Origin of the sequence: Terrabacter sp. NPDC080008 (assembly GCF_040702505.1) — a bacterium.
In the GTDB taxonomy this organism is placed as follows: Bacteria; Actinomycetota; Actinomycetes; order Actinomycetales; family Dermatophilaceae; genus Terrabacter.
In genome coordinates this window covers 12150-31043 of the sequence record NZ_JBFBLC010000001.1, presented here as the reverse complement: position 1 = coordinate 31043, position 18894 = coordinate 12150, and the positions used below count along the sequence as shown (strand labels likewise).

The 18894-nt window shown below is 73.0% G+C and carries 18 protein-coding genes; 11 read left to right on the top strand and 7 right to left on the bottom strand.

Annotated elements, in window-relative coordinates; translation table 11 throughout:
* Positions 1 to 4: 4 nt before the first annotated feature.
* Positions 5 to 886, bottom strand: coding sequence for a peptidoglycan-binding protein (locus AB0316_RS00145; RefSeq protein WP_366269430.1), 882 nt, complete (start codon positions 884 to 886; stop codon positions 5 to 7).
* Positions 887 to 1323: 437 nt separating this feature from the next.
* On the opposite strand from AB0316_RS00145, the gene AB0316_RS00140 reads away from it, so the two are divergent.
* The 4 genes from AB0316_RS00140 (at position 1324) to AB0316_RS00125 (ending at position 6668) form a co-directional block, all read left to right on the top strand.
* Positions 1324 to 2937 (top strand): S8/S53 family peptidase, encoded by a 1614-nt coding sequence (locus tag AB0316_RS00140; protein WP_366269428.1) that lies wholly within the window; start codon positions 1324 to 1326, stop codon positions 2935 to 2937.
* Positions 2934 to 3515, top strand: coding sequence for a sigma-70 family RNA polymerase sigma factor (locus tag AB0316_RS00135; RefSeq protein WP_366269426.1), 582 nt, complete (start codon positions 2934 to 2936; stop codon positions 3513 to 3515). Before AB0316_RS00140 ends, AB0316_RS00135 begins: the two co-directional genes overlap by 4 nt.
* Positions 3516 to 3517: 2 nt before the next feature.
* Positions 3518 to 4015, top strand: a complete 498-nt coding sequence (locus tag AB0316_RS00130; RefSeq protein WP_366269425.1) for a hypothetical protein — start codon at positions 3518 to 3520, stop codon at positions 4013 to 4015.
* A gap of 127 nt (positions 4016 to 4142) precedes the next feature.
* On the top strand, positions 4143 to 6668 hold the full coding sequence (locus tag AB0316_RS00125) for a CHAT domain-containing protein (protein WP_366269423.1): 2526 nt from the start codon (positions 4143 to 4145) through the stop codon (positions 6666 to 6668).
* Between the two features lie 26 nt (positions 6669 to 6694).
* Here AB0316_RS00125 and AB0316_RS00120 read toward each other — a convergent pair whose 3' ends face one another.
* Together AB0316_RS00120 and AB0316_RS00115 are read right to left on the bottom strand one after the other, a co-directional pair.
* Complete coding sequence (locus AB0316_RS00120; protein WP_366269421.1) at positions 6695 to 7876, bottom strand: NAD(P)/FAD-dependent oxidoreductase; 1182 nt, start codon at positions 7874 to 7876, stop codon at positions 6695 to 6697.
* A gap of 35 nt (positions 7877 to 7911) precedes the next feature.
* Positions 7912 to 8562 carry a DUF2461 domain-containing protein gene (locus AB0316_RS00115; RefSeq protein WP_366269419.1) on the bottom strand — a complete coding sequence of 217 codons (651 nt, stop codon included), beginning with the start codon at positions 8560 to 8562 and terminating at the stop codon, positions 7912 to 7914.
* A gap of 114 nt (positions 8563 to 8676) precedes the next feature.
* Here AB0316_RS00115 and efeU point away from each other — a divergent pair, with 114 nt between their 5' ends.
* The 3 genes from efeU to efeB all read left to right on the top strand — a co-directional run bounded on the left by efeU (position 8677) and on the right by efeB (position 12066).
* Positions 8677 to 9540 (top strand): iron uptake transporter permease EfeU, encoded by an 864-nt coding sequence (gene efeU / locus AB0316_RS00110; RefSeq protein ID WP_366269417.1) that lies wholly within the window; start codon positions 8677 to 8679, stop codon positions 9538 to 9540.
* Between the two features lie 61 nt (positions 9541 to 9601).
* Positions 9602 to 10777 carry an iron uptake system protein EfeO gene (efeO, locus tag AB0316_RS00105; protein WP_366269416.1) on the top strand — a complete coding sequence of 392 codons (1176 nt, stop codon included), beginning with the start codon at positions 9602 to 9604 and terminating at the stop codon, positions 10775 to 10777.
* Positions 10774 to 12066 (top strand): iron uptake transporter deferrochelatase/peroxidase subunit, encoded by a 1293-nt coding sequence (gene efeB / locus AB0316_RS00100; protein ID WP_366269414.1) that lies wholly within the window; start codon positions 10774 to 10776, stop codon positions 12064 to 12066. The genes efeO and efeB overlap by 4 nt, the downstream gene beginning before the upstream one ends.
* Positions 12067 to 12162: 96 nt before the next feature.
* On the opposite strand, the gene AB0316_RS00095 is transcribed toward efeB, so the two are convergent.
* A complete protein-coding gene (locus AB0316_RS00095) occupies positions 12163 to 13272 on the bottom strand; it encodes a diacylglycerol kinase family protein (protein ID WP_366269412.1) in 1110 nt (369 codons plus the stop codon).
* A gap of 79 nt (positions 13273 to 13351) precedes the next feature.
* On the opposite strand from AB0316_RS00095, the gene AB0316_RS00090 reads away from it, so the two are divergent.
* Both AB0316_RS00090 and AB0316_RS00085 read left to right on the top strand, forming a co-directional pair.
* A complete protein-coding gene (locus AB0316_RS00090) occupies positions 13352 to 13900 on the top strand; it encodes a DinB family protein (RefSeq protein ID WP_366269411.1) in 549 nt (182 codons plus the stop codon).
* Positions 13897 to 14952 (top strand): Gfo/Idh/MocA family oxidoreductase, encoded by a 1056-nt coding sequence (locus tag AB0316_RS00085; protein ID WP_366269409.1) that lies wholly within the window; start codon positions 13897 to 13899, stop codon positions 14950 to 14952. Before AB0316_RS00090 ends, AB0316_RS00085 begins: the two co-directional genes overlap by 4 nt.
* A 12-nt stretch (positions 14953 to 14964) precedes the next feature.
* On the opposite strand, the gene AB0316_RS00080 is transcribed toward AB0316_RS00085, so the two are convergent.
* A complete protein-coding gene (locus AB0316_RS00080) occupies positions 14965 to 15261 on the bottom strand; it encodes a helix-turn-helix transcriptional regulator (RefSeq protein ID WP_366269408.1) in 297 nt (98 codons plus the stop codon).
* Between the two features lie 66 nt (positions 15262 to 15327).
* On the opposite strand from AB0316_RS00080, the gene map reads away from it, so the two are divergent.
* Together map and AB0316_RS00070 are read left to right on the top strand one after the other, a co-directional pair.
* Positions 15328 to 16104 (top strand): type I methionyl aminopeptidase, encoded by a 777-nt coding sequence (map, locus tag AB0316_RS00075; protein ID WP_366269406.1) that lies wholly within the window; start codon positions 15328 to 15330, stop codon positions 16102 to 16104.
* Between the two features lie 102 nt (positions 16105 to 16206).
* Positions 16207 to 16650, top strand: a complete 444-nt coding sequence (locus AB0316_RS00070) for a DUF2500 domain-containing protein (protein ID WP_366269404.1) — start codon at positions 16207 to 16209, stop codon at positions 16648 to 16650.
* A 36-nt stretch (positions 16651 to 16686) separates the two neighbouring features.
* Here AB0316_RS00070 and zwf read toward each other — a convergent pair whose 3' ends face one another.
* Positions 16687 to 18120 (bottom strand): glucose-6-phosphate dehydrogenase, encoded by a 1434-nt coding sequence (zwf, locus tag AB0316_RS00065; protein ID WP_366269402.1) that lies wholly within the window; start codon positions 18118 to 18120, stop codon positions 16687 to 16689.
* A gap of 122 nt (positions 18121 to 18242) precedes the next feature.
* Positions 18243 to 18863, bottom strand: a complete 621-nt coding sequence (locus AB0316_RS00060; protein WP_366269400.1) for a hypothetical protein — start codon at positions 18861 to 18863, stop codon at positions 18243 to 18245.
* Between the last annotated feature and the right edge of the window lie 31 nt (positions 18864 to 18894).

The following is an 18894-nucleotide window of genomic DNA, read 5'->3' as shown; positions in this document are numbered from 1 at the left end:
CTCGTCAGCCGATGGTGGCGCCCATCTTGAGCAGGAAGAGCGTCTCGTCCCTGACGACGCCGTCGGCGCCGACGCGGTTGGCGTCCTGGAGCCGCTCGACCGCCTTCTTGGTCTGGGAGCCGAAGCGGCCGTCGACCGACACGGTGGCACCTGCCGCGCGCAGGGCACGCTGGAGCGTCACGACGTCGGGGCCCGTCGAGCCCGCCTTGAGACTGACGTCGCCGAGCGACCGGGAGATGAGCATCACCCAGCGGCCGGCGTCGACGCGGCCGGGGTGCGGCGGCGGGCCGTCGAGGGCCGCTTCCACCCGGCGGACCGCTGCCAGCGTCTCGGGGCCGTAGACGCCGTCGACGGTGACCGGCCCGAAGTCGGCGTCGTCGAGGAAGCACTGCAGGGCGCGCACGGCCGTGCCGCGGGCGCCCGGCTCGAGCACGGGGTATGCCGGCAGCGTCCGAGCGCACGAGCCCTCCACCGTGCCGGGGCCTCCGGTGGGCGGTGGCGGCTGGGTGGCGGTGGTCGGCGGCGCCGTCGTGGTCGGCGCGCTCGTCGGGGTGGCCGCCGCAGGCACGGCAGCCGGCGCCACCGGCGTGACGGAAGCGGCCGGGGTCGTCGTGGCCGGCGTCGGCCGCGACGGGCTCAGCGGGTCGGCCGTCACCGTGGGCAGCGGCTCCTCCACGGAGTCGGTCGCGGCCTCGACGACGGGCTCGGTCGGCGCGTCCGTGACAGTCGGGGTGCCGAACGCCGGCGTCGGGCGAGCGGCGGCCGTCTGCTCGAGCGTGAGCGGCCCGCACGCGGAGAGCGCGAGCCCCGCGGCCAGCGCCGTCGCCGCGACGGCGACACCTCTTCGTCGGCCGATGCGGCCCCTCACCCCTGCCGTGCCCTGCATCCTGCTGCCCCCTGAGCTCGTGACGGTCCCTGGTGTCCGCGCACGTGCTTCCAGTATGCGCTGGCGGCAGCGGGCGGACGAGCCCGACTCGCGCGACGGCACACGCCCGAATCATCCGCTTCGTCCAGATTTCCGGCGCAAGCCGGCGACGTCGGTGGGGAGGGAGGGGGCGCCGGTGCTGCCCGGCCCGGCGCCCCACGCCCGGGACCGCCCCCACAGCGGTCCCGAGTCCTGCAGGCCATCGAGCCCACCGCCCCTCCACGGTGCCCTGCAACAGCTCGATGACCGTTCCCCCGCCGTCCAGAGCAGCGGCCACGGCTGCTGATACATCCCGACGGGAGAAAGTTCGGGAAGGCGGATGTATCAGGAAACGGCCTCCGGCCTCTCAGTCGGGTGGAAGGGTCCTTCCATCACCGTCGCCGCACAGGAGGTTGTCGATGTCGGATTCCGGTCCAGGCGCCCCTCGGGGTGCAGGCGGCGACGCAGCGGGCGGCCAGGCCCGGCCCGAGCGTCCACCGCTGCGCGCGCTCGACCCGGCGACGGCGACACGCCTGACCGACGGGCGCGCACCGCTCCCGGCGCTCTACGTGTCCAACCGGCTCCTCGTGCGCAACGACCCCGGTCCCACCCGCGGGCTCGCGGGACTCGGCGCGGCGCTCGACCGGCTCGGACTCGACTACGAGGACACCCCGCGCCCCGGTGGGCCGCGTGAGCTCGCCCCCGGTGGCTGGGGCAGGAGCATCACGCTGGTCCCGCGCCGCGCCATCCAGCCGGTCGACGCGTGGGAGGTGCTGCAGCAGCTGCGCGAGGCCGGCGACCCGGTCGCCGAGAGCCTCAGCCTCGAGCACGTCCTGCGCCCCGCCGACGGCTACTGGGGCGGCATCGGAGGCTACTGGGGCGGGATCGGAGGCTACTGGGGCGGGATCGGGGGCTACTGGGGTGGCATCGGCTACTGGGGTGGCATCGGTGGGTCCGCGCTGCAGGAGTACGCCGTGCCCGGCCGCGGCGGCCGTATGCCGGTCAGCCTGGCGCTGCCCGACCCGGCCCTGCGCGCCCGCAAGGTGGACCGCAGCCCGGTCGTCGCGCTCCTCGACACCCCCGTCGCCGACCACCCGTGGTTCCGCGACCCCGAGCGCCTCGTCCGGCTGCGCTACGAGAACGGGCGGCTCGTGCCGGACGACCCTCCGGTGACCTCGCCGAGCGCGGCTTCGGCGAACCCGCAGGCAGCGACACCGGCACCCACACCAACGCCCACACCAGCACCCACTCCGGCGCCCGCTGAGCCCGTGGGCCTGCTGCAGGGCCACGCGACGTTCATCGCGGGGCTGCTGCGGCAGGGCTGCCCCGAGGCGACGGTCCTGTCGATCCCTGTCATGGACGACGACGGCGTCGTCGACGAGAGCCACCTGCTCGACGTGCTCGAGGCCCTGCTGGAGCGTCACGAGCGGGGCCAGAAGCGCGGCGGTCGCAAGGCGGACGTCGTCGACATCCTGTCGCTGTCGATGGGCTACTACGCCGAGGACAGCTCCTTCACCAGCGGCCCCGTCGCCCTCATGCTGGGCCGCTTCACGGCTGCGGGTGTGACCGTCGTGGCCGGCGCCGGCAACGACGGCACCAGCTCGCCGTTCGTACCGGCGTCGCTGGCGACCCCTCTGCCCGGGCCGAAGCTGCCGCAGGTCCCGCCCGTCTCCAGTGTCGGAGCCGGCAACCCCGACGGCACGACGGTCGCGCTCTTCAGCAACCCGCTCACCGTCATCACGGCGATCCGACCGGGCGTCTCCCTGGTCAGCACCCTGCCGCTCACCGACGGGATGGGCCAGCCGTCGTCGCGCATCCCCGGCGACACGTTCGTGCGCTGCACCGTCGATCCCGACGACTACACCGGCGGCTTCGGGGTCTGGAGCGGCACCTCCTTCTCGACCCCCGTCTTCGCCGCCGAGCTCGCCGCCTCGCTCGTCGAGCAGGGCGGCCTCAAGGACGTGCGCCCCGCAGCCATGTGCGGCCGCTCGATCACCGCCCTCCACTGCTGCACGGACAAGGACAAGCCATGACCTCGAGACCCACCGCCCCCGACGGGATCGGGACCCGCGCCGGCCGCGCGTTCGCCGCCTACCGTGACGGCGACCGCGAGCGGCTCTCCGAGCTCGTCGACCTCGTCACCCCGGTGCTCTGGAACGCGGCTCGCTCCCAGGGCGGCACGGCGGCCGCGTGCGAGGACGCCGTCCAGACGGCCTTTTTGCAGCTCGTCGACCGCGCCGAGTCGATCCAGGAGCCGGCGGCCGTGCTCGGCTGGCTCGTCGTCGTCGTCAAGCGCGAGGTCTGGCGCCTGGCTCGGGGCTCGCGCCGCGAGGTCGGCGTCGAGGAGGTTCCCGAGGCGCCCGACCAGCAGCTCGATCCCGAGACGCTCTCCATCCTCTCCGAGCGCCAGCGCGTGCTGTGGAAGCACGTCACGGGGCTGTCCCCGCGGTGCCGGGAGCTGATCCGCGTCATCGCGTTCGCCGACCGCCCGGACTACGCCGCCATCGCGGAGTCGCTCGGGATGCCGGTCGGCAGCATCGGCCCGACCCGTGGCCGTTGCCTCCAGAAGCTGAGGACCACCCTCGGCTCCGATCCCGGATGGGCGGTCTGACCATGACTTCTCACACTGACGCCATCGACCTGCGCGACGAGGCCAACCTCGCCCACGTGCGCGAGCTGTTTGCCCACGCGGACCCGGTGCCCGGGGGCCTCGCCGAGCGCGTGAAGTTCGCCCTGACGGTGCACGCCCTGCACGCCGAGGTCGCCGAGCTGATGGACACGGCGCTGCTCGCGACGCGCGGGACCGACGCGGCGGTCGAGCCGACCCGGACCGAGTCGGTGACCTTCACGGCCGCCTCGCTCAGCCTCATGGTCTCGGCCTCGCCGACGTCCACGGACACGTCAGACGACCGCGTACGCGTCGACGGCTGGGTGACGATGCCGGGCGCGCGGGTCGAGGCGATGACCATCGAGGGGAGCATCTCGGCCGTTTCCGATACGAACGGGCGTTTCGTTCTGGATGATCTACCCCACGGGCCGGTGCACTTCGTCGTGACCGACCCCGACGACGACGACCTGCGACCGGTCATCACACCCACGATCCAGATCTGAGGCAGGCCCTGCTCAGCGGGAGGGTGACCGCGCCCGACCGAAAGGGCGGCAGCCCACCATCGACCTGCTCGAGAGCGCACGCGCCCTGCGGGAGCAAGGGGCTGCGGAGAACGTCGCCGGGCGACCCGTGGAGGCCGCGCGGACGCTGGCGGCTGCCCTCGAGGAGATCGACCGCACGGCGGGTGACGCACCGTCGCGCGAGCACCTGGAGCTGCGCTGCCGCACCCTGGTGACCCTGGCGCTGACCGAGCTCATGCTCGAGGGCGTCGACAGCGCGGTGGCCCGGCTGGCGCAGGCCGAGCAGCTCGTCGTGGAGCTGGACGACGACGTGCTCCGGGCCCGACTGGACTACCAGCGCGCCAACATCCACGGCCGGGTCGGCGACCTCGCCTCGGCCTGGGACGGCCTCGAGGGCGCCGTGCGCCGTCTCGACGCCTTCTCCGAGCACGAGCAGTGCTCGGTGCACCTGAGCCGCGGGATGCTCGCCTTCGAGCTCCTGCGCCCGCGGGAGGCCCTCGAGTCCTTCGCCGAGGCGGCCCGCCTCGCCCACGAGCTCGGCCGCGCGGAGCAGGAGTTCATGGCGCGGCACAACGAGGGGTATGCGGCCTACCTCCTCGGTGACCTCCCGCGGTCCCTGGCGGGCATGGCTCGCGCGGAGGAGCTCGACGCCGACGTCTTCCTCGGGCCGGCCCGCCTGGACCGGGCCCAGGTGCTGCTCGAGGCGGGGCTGGCCGGCGAGGCGATCGAGGCGCTCGAGGCCGGGCTGGCCGAGCTCGACCGCGACGGCCACGACCAGATGCGGGCCGAGTTCGAGCTGGCGCTGGCTCGCGCGCACCGGCTGCTCGGGCACGTGGACCTCGCTGCCAGGGCCGCGGCGTCGGCCCGGGACACCTACGCCCGACTCGGCGCGACCGCGTGGACGGCGAAGGCGACGCTCGTGGGGTTGCTCGCCGAGCTCGACCGGCAGCGGCGGGCGCCCCGGGAGGATGCGGACCCGGCCGGCAGAGTCACGGCGCTCGCCGCGGCGGCGACGGCCGACGAGCTCACGCAGACGGCGACCGGGCTGGGCGACGCGGAGCTGGCCGACAACGCGCGGGTCGTGGCGGCGCAGGCGCTGCTGCTCGCCGGTGACCCGGCCGCGGCGCAGGCCCGGTTGTCGCAGCTCGAGCAGACCGCGAACGGGTCCCTGGCCGACGAGCTGGACTCGGCGGTGGTCCAGGCGATGAGCCTTGTGGCCACGGGTGACCGGCGCGCCGCCCGCGGCCTCCTCTCGCGAGCGTCCCGCCGTCTGGCGGCGGGGCAGCAGGGCAGCGCGAGCCTCGACCTGCGCACGGCGCGGGCCATCCACGGGGCTCGGCTCGCCGAGCTCGACCTCGAGCTCGCCGTCCCCCTCGGCAGCGGCGCCGTGCTGGAGGCGCTCGAACGCTGGCGCAGCGCCACCGACCGCCTGCCGTCGCTCGGGCGCCCGGCGGACGAGCAGCTCGCCGTGCTGACCGAGCAGCTGCGCGCCGTTCGCGGGCAGCTGCGTGGGGAGAGCGATCCTCAGCAGGTGCGGGAGCTGAACGAGCAGGCCGGCCGGCTCGAGCGTCGGATCCGCGCCCGGGACTGGGCGCTCAGCCGCAGTGACGACTCCACGCGGGCCGTTCCGGTGCGGCTGCGCGAGGCCCGCGAGCACTTGGTCCGGGTCGACCGTGACCTGCTGTGGTTCTTCCGGCACCGGGGCAGGCTGTGCGCGGTGGGGATCGTGGGTGGCCGGGCGTCGATGCGCGACCTGATGCCCGTCGAGCGGGCCGCCGAGCTCGCCCAACGCGTACGCGTAGACCTGCGCGCCGCTGCCACGCACCACCTCGGTCCGCTCGCGGGAGCCGTCTGGTCCTCGCTCCGGGCGAGCGCCCGCGAGCTCGACGAGGCCCTGGTGCGGCCGTGGCGCTCCGACCGCGGGCTCGTCGCGGTCACCTGCCCCGAGGTCTCGGCCCTGCCGTGGGCGGTGCTGCCGTCGATGGCGGGGCGGCCCTTCACGGTGGCGCTCTCGCTGACCTCGTACGCGCGTCGGGGGCGTGCCGGGAGCCGGCTCGGTGCGCGGGACGCCGAGGTCTCCGACGCTCCCGGCATGCCTGACCTGCACGTGAGCGTGGGTCCGGGAGTGCCGCGTGGTCTGAGCGAGGGCCGATCGGTGCTCGGCACGTGGGGCGGCCGTGGGGCGCTCGCCGAGCCATCGCGCCGTGACCTGCTGGTCGACGCTCTCGCGCGTCCCGGCGTCGTCCACGTCGCCGCGCACGGCACCCACCAGGTGGAGTCGCCGCTCTTCTCCTCGCTCGTGCTGCACGACGGACCGGTGTTCGCTCACGAGCTGCAACCGACGGGAGTGCGCGCGGACCACGTGGTGCTCTCGGCCTGCGACGTCGGTCTGGCCTCGGCCCGCCCGGGGCACGAGTCGCTCGGCCTCGCTCTGTCGCTGCTCTCGCTCGGCGCACGTTCGGTGGTCGCGGCGGTGGCCCCGGTCCCGGACGACGTCGCCGCGGCGACGATGACGCGGCACCACGGGCTCCTGGCTTCCGGACTGCCGAGCGACGAGGCGCTGGCACGAGCGGTCGCGGAGACCGACGACGTCGCGGCGGCGTTCCTCAGCCTGGGTGGTCAGCACCGACCCTGAGGTTCCGGGCGCCCGGACGGGCGGTGCTAGGCGGCGGCGCGGCGGGCCTTGATCTCGCGGCGCTTGCGCAGGGCCATCGACAGGGCGATCTTGCGGGCGTCGATCGACAGCTCGCGCAGCATGCCCGAGATGGGGTTCGTGAAGCCCGTGAACCACAGTCCCGGTGCGCCTCGGGGGCTGCGGCCGCCGCGCTCGCACGGCCTGCCGCGGTCGTCGAGGACGCCGAGGTGCCCGAGAAGCGGTTCGAGGCCCTGGCTGTAGCCGGTCGCGAGCACGACGAGGTCCGGCTGCAGGCGCGTGCCGTCCGCCAGCAGGACGGCGTCGCCGTCGAAGGCGCCCAGGGCTGCGACGGGCTCGACCGTGCCGGTGCGGATGGCGTCGATGATGCCGACGTCCTGCACCGGGATCGCGTTGTCCTGCTCGACCCGGGTCAGCAGCCCGGTGTCGGGACGGGGCATCCCGTGCTCCGACAGGTCCGGCGTCTGGATCCGCTCGACGATCGGCGCGACGCGGTCGACGAGGGCGGTGGGCAGGTGCCGCACGGCGATGCCGGTGTACTGCGCGGCATACGGCCCGGTGTTGCGGCGCAGGATGTGCGGCGCGGTGCGGACGGCCAGGCGCACGCGCGCGGCGCCGTGCTCGGCAAGGTCGACGGCGAGCTCGGTGCCCGTGTTGCCCGTGCCGACGACGAGCACGTCCTTGCCGGTGTGGGCCGCCCCGTTGCGGTAGTCGCGCGCCAGCACGACGGTGCCGGTGTAGTCATCGAGTCCCGGCACGTCCGGCGTGTGCGGGGTGTGGTTGAAGCCGGTCGCCACGACGACGTAGGGCGCGGTGAGCGTGCTGCCGTCCGCGAGGGTGACGGTCCACGAGGTGGCGTCGGGGGAGCGGTCGAGGCGGCTGACCTCGGCGCCGAGGCGCACGTCGAGGCGGTGGTGGGCGGCATACAGCTCGAGGTAGCGCACCACGTCGTCGCGCGAGACCCAGCGGCCCATCTCCTTGGGGATCGGCAGGCCGGGCAGGCCCGAGAGCTCGCGTGGGGTGTGCAGGTGCAGGCGGTCGTAGTGGCCGCGCCACGAGGAGCCGATGCGGTCGGCCCGCTCGAGGACGACGCCGTGGAGCCCGCGGGCCTTCAGCGCCGCGGCGGTGGCCAGGCCGCCCGGGCCCCCACCGATGATGTACGCGTCGACCGGGACGCTGCGCTGGGTCACCGGCCCAAGGTAGCGGTCGGTCCACGCCTGCGAGGTCAGTCGGCGCCGACGTGCTCCTGCAGCCAGTCGGCGAGCGGCCGCACGGCCCGCCAGGTGTCCCGGACCATGGTGAGGGCGCGACGCGTCGACAGCCAGGCGGGAGCGCCGAAGTCCCGGACGACCATGAGCTCCTTGTGCCGGAGCGTGTCGATGCGTGGGTGGTCGGCGGCGTACCCCCTCGGGGCCGTCTTGACCTTCTCGCCGAGCAGCTCGAAACGGCTGCGGCGCAAGGCGCCCAGGACCTCCTCGAGCCGGAGCCCGCTGGACGGGGCGTCGACGGCACTGCGGAAGCGGGCGGTCAGGCCGGGGTCGGCCGCGCGGAACCCGCCACCGGCGCGCAGGCCGTCCGCGCTCACCTGCACGTAGTAGCCGAGGACCGTCCCGGAGCCGACGAGCGCGCCCTGGTGGGTCTTGTACGGCGACTTGTCCGCGCTGAAGCGCACGTCGCGGTTCGGGCGGAAGAGCCTCGCCTCGCCGAACTCGTCCTCGAGGCCGTCGAGCAGCGCGAGCATCGGCTCTCGGACGTCGCGCTCGTAGGCGTCCTTGTGGGCCAGCCACCAGTCGCGTGAGTTGTGCTCCTCGAGCTCGGCGTAGAAGGACAGGGCGCTCTGCGGGAAGCCGGAGAACGTTGGGAAGGGCGTGCTCATGTGGCGACTCTGACATCCGGGCCAGCTTGTTAGGCAAGGCTTACCTGTGCTTTGCTGAATTCCGTCACGCCGCCGTGTCGTATATCCAGGCAGCAGATCGAGAGAAGGCCCATCGTGCTCGCGAGCAACGCGCTCATCGGACTCCGTGAGGGGCTGGAAGCCGCCCTCGTGGTGGTCATCCTCGTGGCCTTCCTCGTCAAGACCGACCGGCGCTGGGCCCTGCGCTACGTCTGGACCGGTGTCGGTGTCGCAGTGGCGCTCTCCGTCGCGCTCGGCGCCCTGCTCACCTACGGCACGCGGCAGCTGACCTTCGAGGCCCAGGAGCTCATCGGCGGCAGCGCCTCGATCATCGCCGTCGTCTTCGTGACCTTCATGGTCTTCTGGATGAAGTCGGCCTCGCGCACCATCTCGGGCGAGCTCAAGGGCAAGCTCGACAAGGCCCTCGACATGGGGCCGCTCGCCATCGCCCTCGTCGCCTTCCTCGGCATCGGCCGTGAGGGTCTCGAGACGGCGATCTTCTTCTATGCCACCACGCAGGCCGCCGGCCAGGGCAACAGCCAGCCGCTCGTCGGCTGGGTCATCGGGCTCGGCGCGGCGGCGGTGCTCGGCTGGCTCATCTACCGCGGCGCCGTGAAGATCAACCTGTCGAAGTTCTTCCGCTGGACCGGCATCCTGCTCGTCCTCGTCGCCGCCGGCATCCTCGCGTACGGCCTGCACGACCTCCAGGAGGCGCAGTTCCTCCCCGGCCTGTCGACGCTCGCCTTCGACGTCAGCAACACCGTCGACCCGGGCAGCTGGTACGCCGCCCTCGCCAAGGGCATCTTCAACTTCACGCCCGAGACGACCGTGCTGCAGGCGGTGGCCTGGGTGCTCTACGTCGGCGTCGTGCTGACCCTCTTCCTGCGCCCGGCCCGCACCCCCGCCCAGCCCTCGGCTGCTGCCACGAGCGCGACCGGTCGTCCCAGCGTCGCCGCCTGACCGCCTGACCGCCTGCCGCCGCACCAGCCCTCGCACTCACACCTCGCCAGGAGACCTCGCCATGCCCCGCCCTGCCCTGCGTCCCGTCGCGCGTGCCGCCGCCCCGGTCGCGCTCACGCTCGCCGCAGCCCTCGCCCTCACCGGCTGCGCCGACAAGCCGACCGCGACGGCAGGCACCAACGGCTCGGCCGGCTCGGCCGGCGGGCCGATCACGGTCCAGGCGAGTGACACGGCGTGCACGCTCAGCGCGACGACCGCCAAGGCCGGCACCATCACCTTCCAGGTGAGCAACACCGGCACGAAGACCAACGAGTTCTACCTGTATGCCGAGGGTGACCGCATCGTCTCCGAGGTCGAGAACATCACCCCGGGCCTGAGCCGCGAGCTGAAGGTCGAGCTCACCGAGCCCGGCACCTTCACGACCGCGTGCAAGCCCGGCATGGTCGGCGACGGCATCCGCGGCACCTTCACCGTCACGGGCACGGCCGCCAAGGGCAGCGCCGACGCCAAGGTGGCCAAGGCCATCACCGACTACCGCGCCTACGTCGCCTCCGAGGCCGACGAGCTCGTCGAGGGCACCGAGAGGTTCGCCGCCGCCGTCAAGGCCGGCGACGTCGCCAGGGCCAAGGCGCTGTATGCGCAGGCGCGGCACCCGTGGGAGGCCATCGAGCCGGTCGCCGAGGGTTTCGGCGGCCTCGACCCGAAGATCGACGGCCGCGAGGACGTCGTCGCCGACGGCATGGCCTTCACCGGCTACCACCGGCTCGAGAAGGACCTCTGGAAGGACGGCCTCCAGAAGGACTCGGCCGCGATCGCCGACCAGCTCCTCGCCGACGTGAAGCAGATCGCGGCCAGGAGCAAGACCGTCGAGCCCACGGCCCTGTCCATCGCGAACGGCGCCAAGGCCCTGCTCGACGAGGTTGCCACCGGCAAGGTCACGGGCGAGGAGGAGCGCTACTCCCACACCGACCTCTGGGACTTCGACGGCAACCTCGAGGGCTCCCAGCAGGCGCTCGCTGCCCTGCGCCCGGTCATCACCGAGCGGCAGCCGGCCCTGCAGAAGGCGCTCGACACCCGCTTCGCCGAGCTCAAGACCCTGCTCGGCGCCCACAAGGACGGCGCCGACTACACGAGCTACACCTCGCTGACCCCCGCCGACATCAAGGCACTGACGGTCTCGCTCGATGCCCTGTCCGAGCAGGTCGCCAAGGTGCCCGGAGTCGTGGAGGCCAGGTGAGCGGCGGGGCAGCGGCGGGCGTCAGCCGTCGCCGGCTCCTCGGCGCCACCGGCGCGGGGGTCGTGGGCGGAGGACTGGCCGGGTATGCCGTGTCGCGCGGTCTCGATGCCGCCCCCGCGGGTGCCACCGAGTCCACGGCGGCCCCTGCCGTCTCGCTCGACGCGCCGATCCCCTTCCGGGGGACGCATCAGGCCGGCATCATCACCCCGGCCCAGGACCGGCTCCACTTCGTGGCGCTCGACGTCGTGACGAAGGACCGCGAGGAGCTGCGCAGCCTGCTCGAGGAGTGGACGCGCGCCGCCGAGCGGATGACGGCCGGCGCCGAGGCGGCACCGGGCGGTCTCGTCGGCGGTGGACCGAACCGTGCACCCGAGGACACCGGCGAGGCGTACGGCCTGCCGGCCTCCGGCCTGACGATCACGATCGGCTACGGCCCCTCCCTCTTCGACGGGCGGTTCGGCCTCGCCCCGAAGCGGCCGGCGGCCCTGCAGGACCTGCCGGCCTTCACCCGCGACCAGCTCGACCCCCGGCGCAGCGGCGGCGACCTCTGCATCCAGGCCTGCGCCAACGACCCGCAGGTCGCGGTCCACGCCGTCCGCAACCTTGTCCGCATCGGCTTCGGGGTCGTGGCGGTCCGCTGGTCGCAGCTCGAGTTCGGGCGCACCTCCTCGACGTCCACCTCCCAGTCCACGGCCCGCAACCTCTTCGGCTTCAAGGACGGCACGAACAACCTCAAGGCGGAGGAGCCCGAGGCGCTCGACCAGCACGTGTGGGTCGGTCCCGGCGACGAGACCGGCGGCGCGGCCTGGATGACCGGTGGCTCCTACCTCGTCGCCCGGCGCATCCGGATGCACATCGAGGTCTGGGACCGCACCAGCCTGCAGGAGCAGGAGGACGTCATCGGCCGCGACAAGAAGGAGGGCGCGCCGCTGGGCGCGGCGAAGGAGCACGACGCCCTCGACTTCGCGAAGAAGGGACCGGACGGCGCGCCTGCGATCCCGCTGACCGCCCACGTGCGCCTGGCCCACGAGAGCCACCTCGGCGGCATACGGCTCCTGCGACGCGGCTACAACTTCACCGACGGCTCCGACGGGGTCGGGCACCTCGACGCGGGCCTCTTCTTCCTCGCCTACATGCGTCACCCGGGCAGGCAGTTCGTGCCGATGCAGCGGGCGCTGGCCAAGGCCGACGGCCTGAACGAGTACATCCAGCACAACGGCTCGGCCGTCTTCGCGTGCCCGCCCGGGCTGAAGGACGGCGAGCACTGGGGTCAGGCGCTGTTCGCCTGACCCCTCCCGGCCCGAACGCTGCGTTCGGTGTCGAAAGCGCTGTTAGAACACTGAGTTCGCGACCGAACGCTGCGTTCGGTCAACGGCGGGCGACGGCTACTGGCTGACGCGGACCGTCAGGCACCCCGGGAGCACTGTCGCACTCACCTCGGTGGCCTCGCCGATGACGTCGCCGTCGATCTGCACCGGCACGGGCCGGTCGGTGCGCACCCGCACCTCCCGGCACACCTTGTGGTCGAGCGTCGGGTGACCCTTGCGGCGGCGGGTCGCGACGCGGGTGGCCACCGGCACCCAGCCGACGACGCCCCGCGGTGAGGCGATCACCGTGTCGAGCTGACCGTCGTCGACCCGGGCGTTCGGCATGAGCACGAGGCCGCCGAGCAGCCGCCCGCAGTTGCCGATCACGACCATGCGCGCGCGCCGGCGGAACTCCAGCTCGTCGTCGACCTTGACGCCGATGCGGAACTCCGGCGAGACGAGGTGCTTCACGCCCGAGACCATGTAGGCCGGCCAGCCCACCTTGGCCTTGAGGTTCTCGTTGGTGCCGGCCATGATCTGCGCGTCCATGCCGATGCCGCTCATGACGAGGAAGCGGTGCGTGTGCGGCGCGACGGCCTCGTCCGTCGGGGCGTCGGTGTGGGCGTCCGTCGGGGCGCCGACGACGAGCTCGCCGACGTCGATGCGGCGGTTGCGTCCGGTCAGGGCGACGGTGACGGCCATCTCCAGCGCGACGGGCAGGTCGAGGTTGCGGGCCAGCAGGTTCCCGGTCCCCGCCGGCAGGATGCCCAGGGCCGTCTCGGTGCCGATGAGGGCGCTCGCGACGTTGCGCACCGTCCCGTCACCGCCGAGGGTGCACACGAGGTCGACCCCGTCGCGCACGGCCTGCGCGGCCTGGCCGGTGCCGGGGTCCTCGACCGTGGTCTCGTAGAAGAGCGGCTCGCCCCAGCCGTTGGCGAGGCACGCCGCAGTGATGCGCTGCTCGACCGCCACGAGGTCGGTGAACTTCGTCGGGTTGATGACCACCCCGGCACGCTTGAGCGGTGCCGGCGGCTCGTCGCCGCCCCGGAAGTGGTCACGCGGCGGCCGCGGACGGCGGCGCAGGGTCGCCGTCGCCTCCGGCGCCACCCGCGTGAGGACGAGCCCTCCGACGACCAGCGCCAGCACGACGATGCCGGCGATGATCCACGGCAGGTAGTCCTTGAGCACGAAGACATACGGTATCCCGAGCGTGAACGGCTCCCGAACAGCCGCTGCCCGGGCGAGCGCCCGGGCCTAGGGTGAGCGCATGAGCGAGCCGATCCGCGACCCGGGACCCTCGCGGCCCGACGACGCCGACTGGACGTGGGTCCTCGAGCGCCCGTGCCCGGACTGTGGCTTCGACCCCGGCGCCGTCGAGACGGCCGACGTCCCGGCACTGCTGCGTGAGGCGGCCGAGAGGTATGCCGTCCGGCTCGGTCGCGACGATGCGCGGACCCGCCCGGAGGCGGGCGTGTGGTCACCACTGGAGTACGCGTGCCACGTCCGCGACGTCTGCGAGGTCATGACCGGCCGGCTCGAGCAGATCCTGGCCGGCGGTGGCGAGGTCGTCACGTTCGCGAACTGGGACCAGGATGCGACAGCCGTCGAGGGTGAGTACTGGCGGAGCGACCCGCAGGTCGTGGCGCGCGAGGTCACCGCTGCGTGCGAGACGGCGGCGACGGCATACGCCCGCCCGTCGGGTACGCAGTGGGAGTGGCCGGCGTTGCGCAGCAACGGCTCCCGCTTCACCGCCCGCACGCTCGCGCTCTACTTCGTCCACGACGTCCGCCACCACCTCTGGGATGTGACCGCATGACCCTGCCGATCGACGTGCCGCTCCGGCTGCCCGAGGCCCGCACGCCCGACCCGCACGACGCGCCCGCCATCCGCTGGGGTGTCCTCGCGCCGGGCGGCATCGCGCACACCTTCGCGGACGCCGTCGCGGTCGGCACCGCCTCGTCGGTCGTCGCGGTCGGCTCCCGCAGCCTCGACCGGGCCAAGGACTTCGCCGACGAGTTCGGCATCCCCCGGGCGCACGGCTCCTACGAGGACCTCGTCGCCGACCCGGAGGTCGACGCCGTCTACGTCGCGTCGCCGCACTCGGAGCACCGCGACCACGCGCTGCTGGCGATCGAGGCGGGCAAGCCCGTGCTCGTCGAGAAGTCGTTCACCCGCAACGCTGCCGAGGCGCGTGACGTGCTCACGGCGGCCGAGGAGCAGGGGCTGCTCGTCGTCGAGGCGATGTGGAGCCGGTTCCTGCCGCACTACGACGTCGTGCGACACGTCGTCGAGACCGGCCTCGTCGGCGAGCTCGTCGCGGTCTTCGCCGACCACGGGCAGCGGCTCTACCCCGACGGCCCGGAGCGCCTGTCGCAGCCGGAGCTGGCCGGCGGGGCGCTGCTCGACCTCGGCGTCTACCCCGTCTCCTTCGCCGACCTCGTCCTCGGCGGCCCGTCGTCGGTCTCGGCCGTCGGGGTGCTCACCGACCTGGGTGTCGACGCGACGACCACGATGACCGTGACCGGCGCCGGCGGGGCCCAGGGCCTGCTGTCGTGCACGATGGCCGCGGTCACGCCCTGCACCGCCGTCGTGGCCGGGACCGAGGCGCGGCTCGAGCTCTCCGGCACGTTCTACTCGCCCGGCTCGACGATCCGGCTCGTCGACCGCCACAACGAGACGATCGACGAACGTCCCGGGGGGCTGACGGACGACGTGCGTGGGTTCTCCTACGAGGCAGCGGAGTTCGCACGGTGCCTCGTCGCCGGTGAGAAGGAGTCGCCGCTCATGCCGCACGCCGCGACGCTGCGCGTCATGGAGACGATGGACGACGTACGCCGCCAGGTGGGGGTCGTCTACCCCGGCGAGTGAGCGCGCCCGGCCTCAGGAGGCTCGGCGCTCGCCCGCCCGGACGTCACGCCGGGAGCGGGCCCGGTCCGGCTCGTTGATCTCCGCCCAGACGGCGTCCAGGGAGAGCCCGAGCACGTCGGCGATGGCGGCGATCGTGGGGAAGGCGGGGGTCGCGACACGACCCGACTCGATCTTGCGCAGGGTCTCCGGTGAGACCTGGGCGTCGAGCGCGGTCTCGAGCATCGACCGCGAGCCTCTGGCACGGCGCAGCAGGGCGCCGAGGCGCTGTCCGCGGGCGAGCTCTGCGGGGGTGAGGGGCAACCGGACCATGGCACCAACTCTAGTACCGGTATAACATTGCCGGGATATGTATTGGCACCAAGAGTGGGGCAGTACGTGATCGAGATCCTGAACGCCGACGAGCTCCGCCGGGCGCGGGCCACCGGGGCCCTCGTGGGAGAGATCCTGGCCACCCTGCGCGAGCGGTGCGCGGTGGGGACCAACCTGCTCGAGGTCGACGGGTGGGCGAGGGCCATGATCGCCGAGGCCGGGGCGCAGTCCTGCTACGTCGACTACGCCCCGTCGTTCGGCCGCGGCCCGTTCGCCCACTACATCTGCACCTCGGTCAACGATGCCGTGCTCCACGGCCGACCGCACGACTACGCCCTCGCGGACGGCGACCTCGTGTCGCTCGACCTCGCCGTCTCGCTCGACGGCATCGCCGCCGACTCGGCCGTCAGCTTCGTCATCGGCGGCTCCCGCCCGGCGGAGAGCGTGGCGCTCATCGAGACGACTGAGCGCGCCCTCGCAGCCGGCATCGCCGCTGCCGGACCCGGCGCGCGCCTCGGTGACGTCTCGCACGCCATCGGCTCGGTGCTGGCGGAGGCCGGCTACCCGGTCAACACGGACTTCGGCGGCCACGGCATCGGCTCGACCATGCACCAGGAGCCGCACGTGCCCAACCTCGGGCGCCCCGGTCGCGGCTACCGGCTCCGGCCCGGCCTGCTGCTGGCTCTGGAGCCGTGGGTGATGGCCGACACCGACGAGCTCGTCACTGCGGAGGACGGGTGGACGCTGCGGAGCGCGACCGGCTGCCGCACCGCCCACAGCGAGCACACGATCGCGATCACCGACGACGGCGCCGAGGTGCTCACCCGACGGCCCATCCGCTAGCCCTGGGACGGGCCGCACACGCCTCGTAGCGTCGGTGCAACCATCCGGGCCCTGCCGCAGTCATACTGCCGTCCTCACCCGCCCGAGACACCGAGGTCTGCGATGCTCACCGACGAGTTCGGCCCGTTCTCCCCGGACCTGCCCGGTCCCTCGACGATCTTCGTCGTCTTCTTCGGCCTGGTCATGACGCTGGTCGTCCTGGGCTTCGTCTTGGTCGCCGTCAACGGGATCTCGCAGTGGCGGGCCAACGAGGCCTCGCCGCTGCGCAGCGTCGACGCAATGGTGGTCTCGCGCCGCACCGACGTGCGGCGCCGCGCCGGCTCGACCGGTGCACCGGTGGACGGCTCCGGCACGGCCGTCGCGATGACCGGCCCCAGCACGAGCACGAGCTACTTCGTGACCTTCGAGGAGCCCTCGGGGGAGCGGCGCGAGCTGCAGCTGAGCGGCGTCGACTACGGACAGCTGGCAGAGGGTGACCGGGGCCACCTGATCCACCAGGGCACGCGCTACAAGGGGTTCACCCGCCAGGTGCCCGGTCCCCGCTGACCCGGCCCGGCGGCATACGCCCTCGGTGTGGTGCGGTCAGGCGCCCATCTCGTTGGGGTCGCGCCAGCGGCGCTCGAACGGCAGCCGCCACGCGAACGGCGCGATGAGCTGGTGGATCTGGTTCGGCCCCCAGCTGCCCGGGTCGTAGGGCCGCACGGGCGGCGGGTTCTCGAGGAGCGTCTGGCTGATCTCCCAGAGCCGCTCGATGCCCTCGGCTGAGGTGAAGAGGGTGCGGTCGCCGCGGGCGGCGTCGTAGATGAGCCGTTCGTAGGCCTCGAGCACCGCCCCGGCCCAGTGCGTCTCCTGCATCGAGAACTGCATCGAGAGCTTGTCGAGCTTCATGCCCGGTCCGGGACGCTTGCCGTAGAAGGACAGCGACATCCGGGCCTTGTCGGCGAGGTCGAAGGTCAGGTGGTCCGGGCCCTCGTCGCCGACGCCCGACGCCGCCGGGAACATCGAGCGCGGGGGCTCCTTGAAGGCGATCGAGATGATCCGCGCCCCCTCGGCCAGGCGCTTGCCGGTGCGCAGGTAGAAGGGCACGCCCGCCCAGCGCCAGTTGTCGACGAAGCACTTGAGCGCGACGAACGTCTCGGTCTGGCTCTCCGGGTCGACGCCGGGCTCGTCGCGGTAGCCGACGTACTGGCCGCGCACGACGTCGTGCGGCTCGATCGGCGACATCGAGCGGAAGACCTTGTTCTTCTCCTCACTGATGGCCGCCGGCTCGAGGGCCGTCGGCGGCTCCATCGCGGTGAAGGCGAGCACCTGGAACAGGTGCGTCACGACCATGTCGCGGTAGGCGCCGGTGCCCTCGTAGAAGTCGGCCCGCTGGGAGAGCCCCAGCGTCTCGGGCACGTCGATCTGCACGTGGTCGATGTGGTTGCGATGCCAGATCGGCTCGAAGAGGCCGTTGGCGAAGCGGAAGGCGAGGATGTTCTGCGCCGGCTCCTTGCCGAGGAAGTGGTCGATGCGGAAGATCTGCTCCTCCGAGAACACCTGGTGCAGCTCGGCGTTGAGCGCGCGGGCGCTCTCGAGGTCGGTGCCGAAGGGCTTCTCCATGACGATGCGGCTGCGCTCGACGAGCCCCGCCTGGCCGAGCTCGTGCACGACGGCGAGAGCCGCCTTCGGGGGCACCGACAGGTAGTGCAGGCGCCTGGCCTCGGGGCCGAGGATCGCCTCGGAGTCGTCCACGGCCGCCCGAATCCCCTGGGGGCCGGCGCTCCCCGGGACCCAGTGGATGCGGTCGGCGAACTCCCGCAGGTCGTCGTCGCTGACGTCGTGGCTGCTGTGCTCGCGCACCGAGGCGAAGACGATGTCGAGGAACTCGTCGCGGGTCAGCTCGTCGAGGGAGGTGGCGACCACGCGCAGGCCCGCGAGCAGCTTCGACTCGTGCAGGTGAAGCATGCCCGGCAGCAGCTTGCGCCGGGCTAGGTCTCCGGTGGCACCGAACAGGACGACCGTCGTGGCAGGCATGCCTCCAGCGTGCCCCAGATCGTGCTCCGTGCGGGGGATGTGCTCTGCCCGGGCGACAGTTCAGGCGGCTGCCGACTGCATCCGGGCACTGACCTCGTACGAGCGCGGGGAGCGGTCCACGGTCACTCGATGTTCCGGTCCTGGCGTCCCGCGAGCACGTCCGCGCGGATGGTCTCGAGGGCCTCGCTGAGCGGTGCGGGGTTGACGGCGAGGTTGTAGGGGAGGCAGATCCCCTCGCTCCCGATGACCCCGGGTGCGTAGAGGCGCGAACGTCGCCCACCGGCGCTCTTGCGCTGCGCGGCCCACGCGTCCACGGTCGACTCGTCGACGAGGATCGTGGCAACGCGGTGGCTCTTGTCCACGGCATTGCCCTGCAGGCCGGTGCCGAAGCCCGAGATGACCGACCACGGGACGCACCTGCCCTGGATGTGCACGCCCTCGGCGTCGGCGACCACGGGCGGTCCGGCCGGCCGGTCCTGCCCGATGCCGAGCCCGAAGATGAAGAGGCCGATGAGGGCGAAGAGGGCGCCCATGACGGCCTCGCCGCCGTCGGCCGGCTCCCCGGTGCCGGGAGGGATGGTGCCCGTCCACAACCCGACCAAGGTCAGGCCGGCCGCCATCAGTCCCCCTCCGATCGCGAGGTAGACCCACACCATCGCCCGGCTGAACCGGACCTCCACCCTCCCGTCACGACGGAACGTGTCGACGACACGACGGACCCGTGCTCCCCTGTGCGCACTCATGGGCGCGATTGTGCCGTATGCGTTCCCGTCC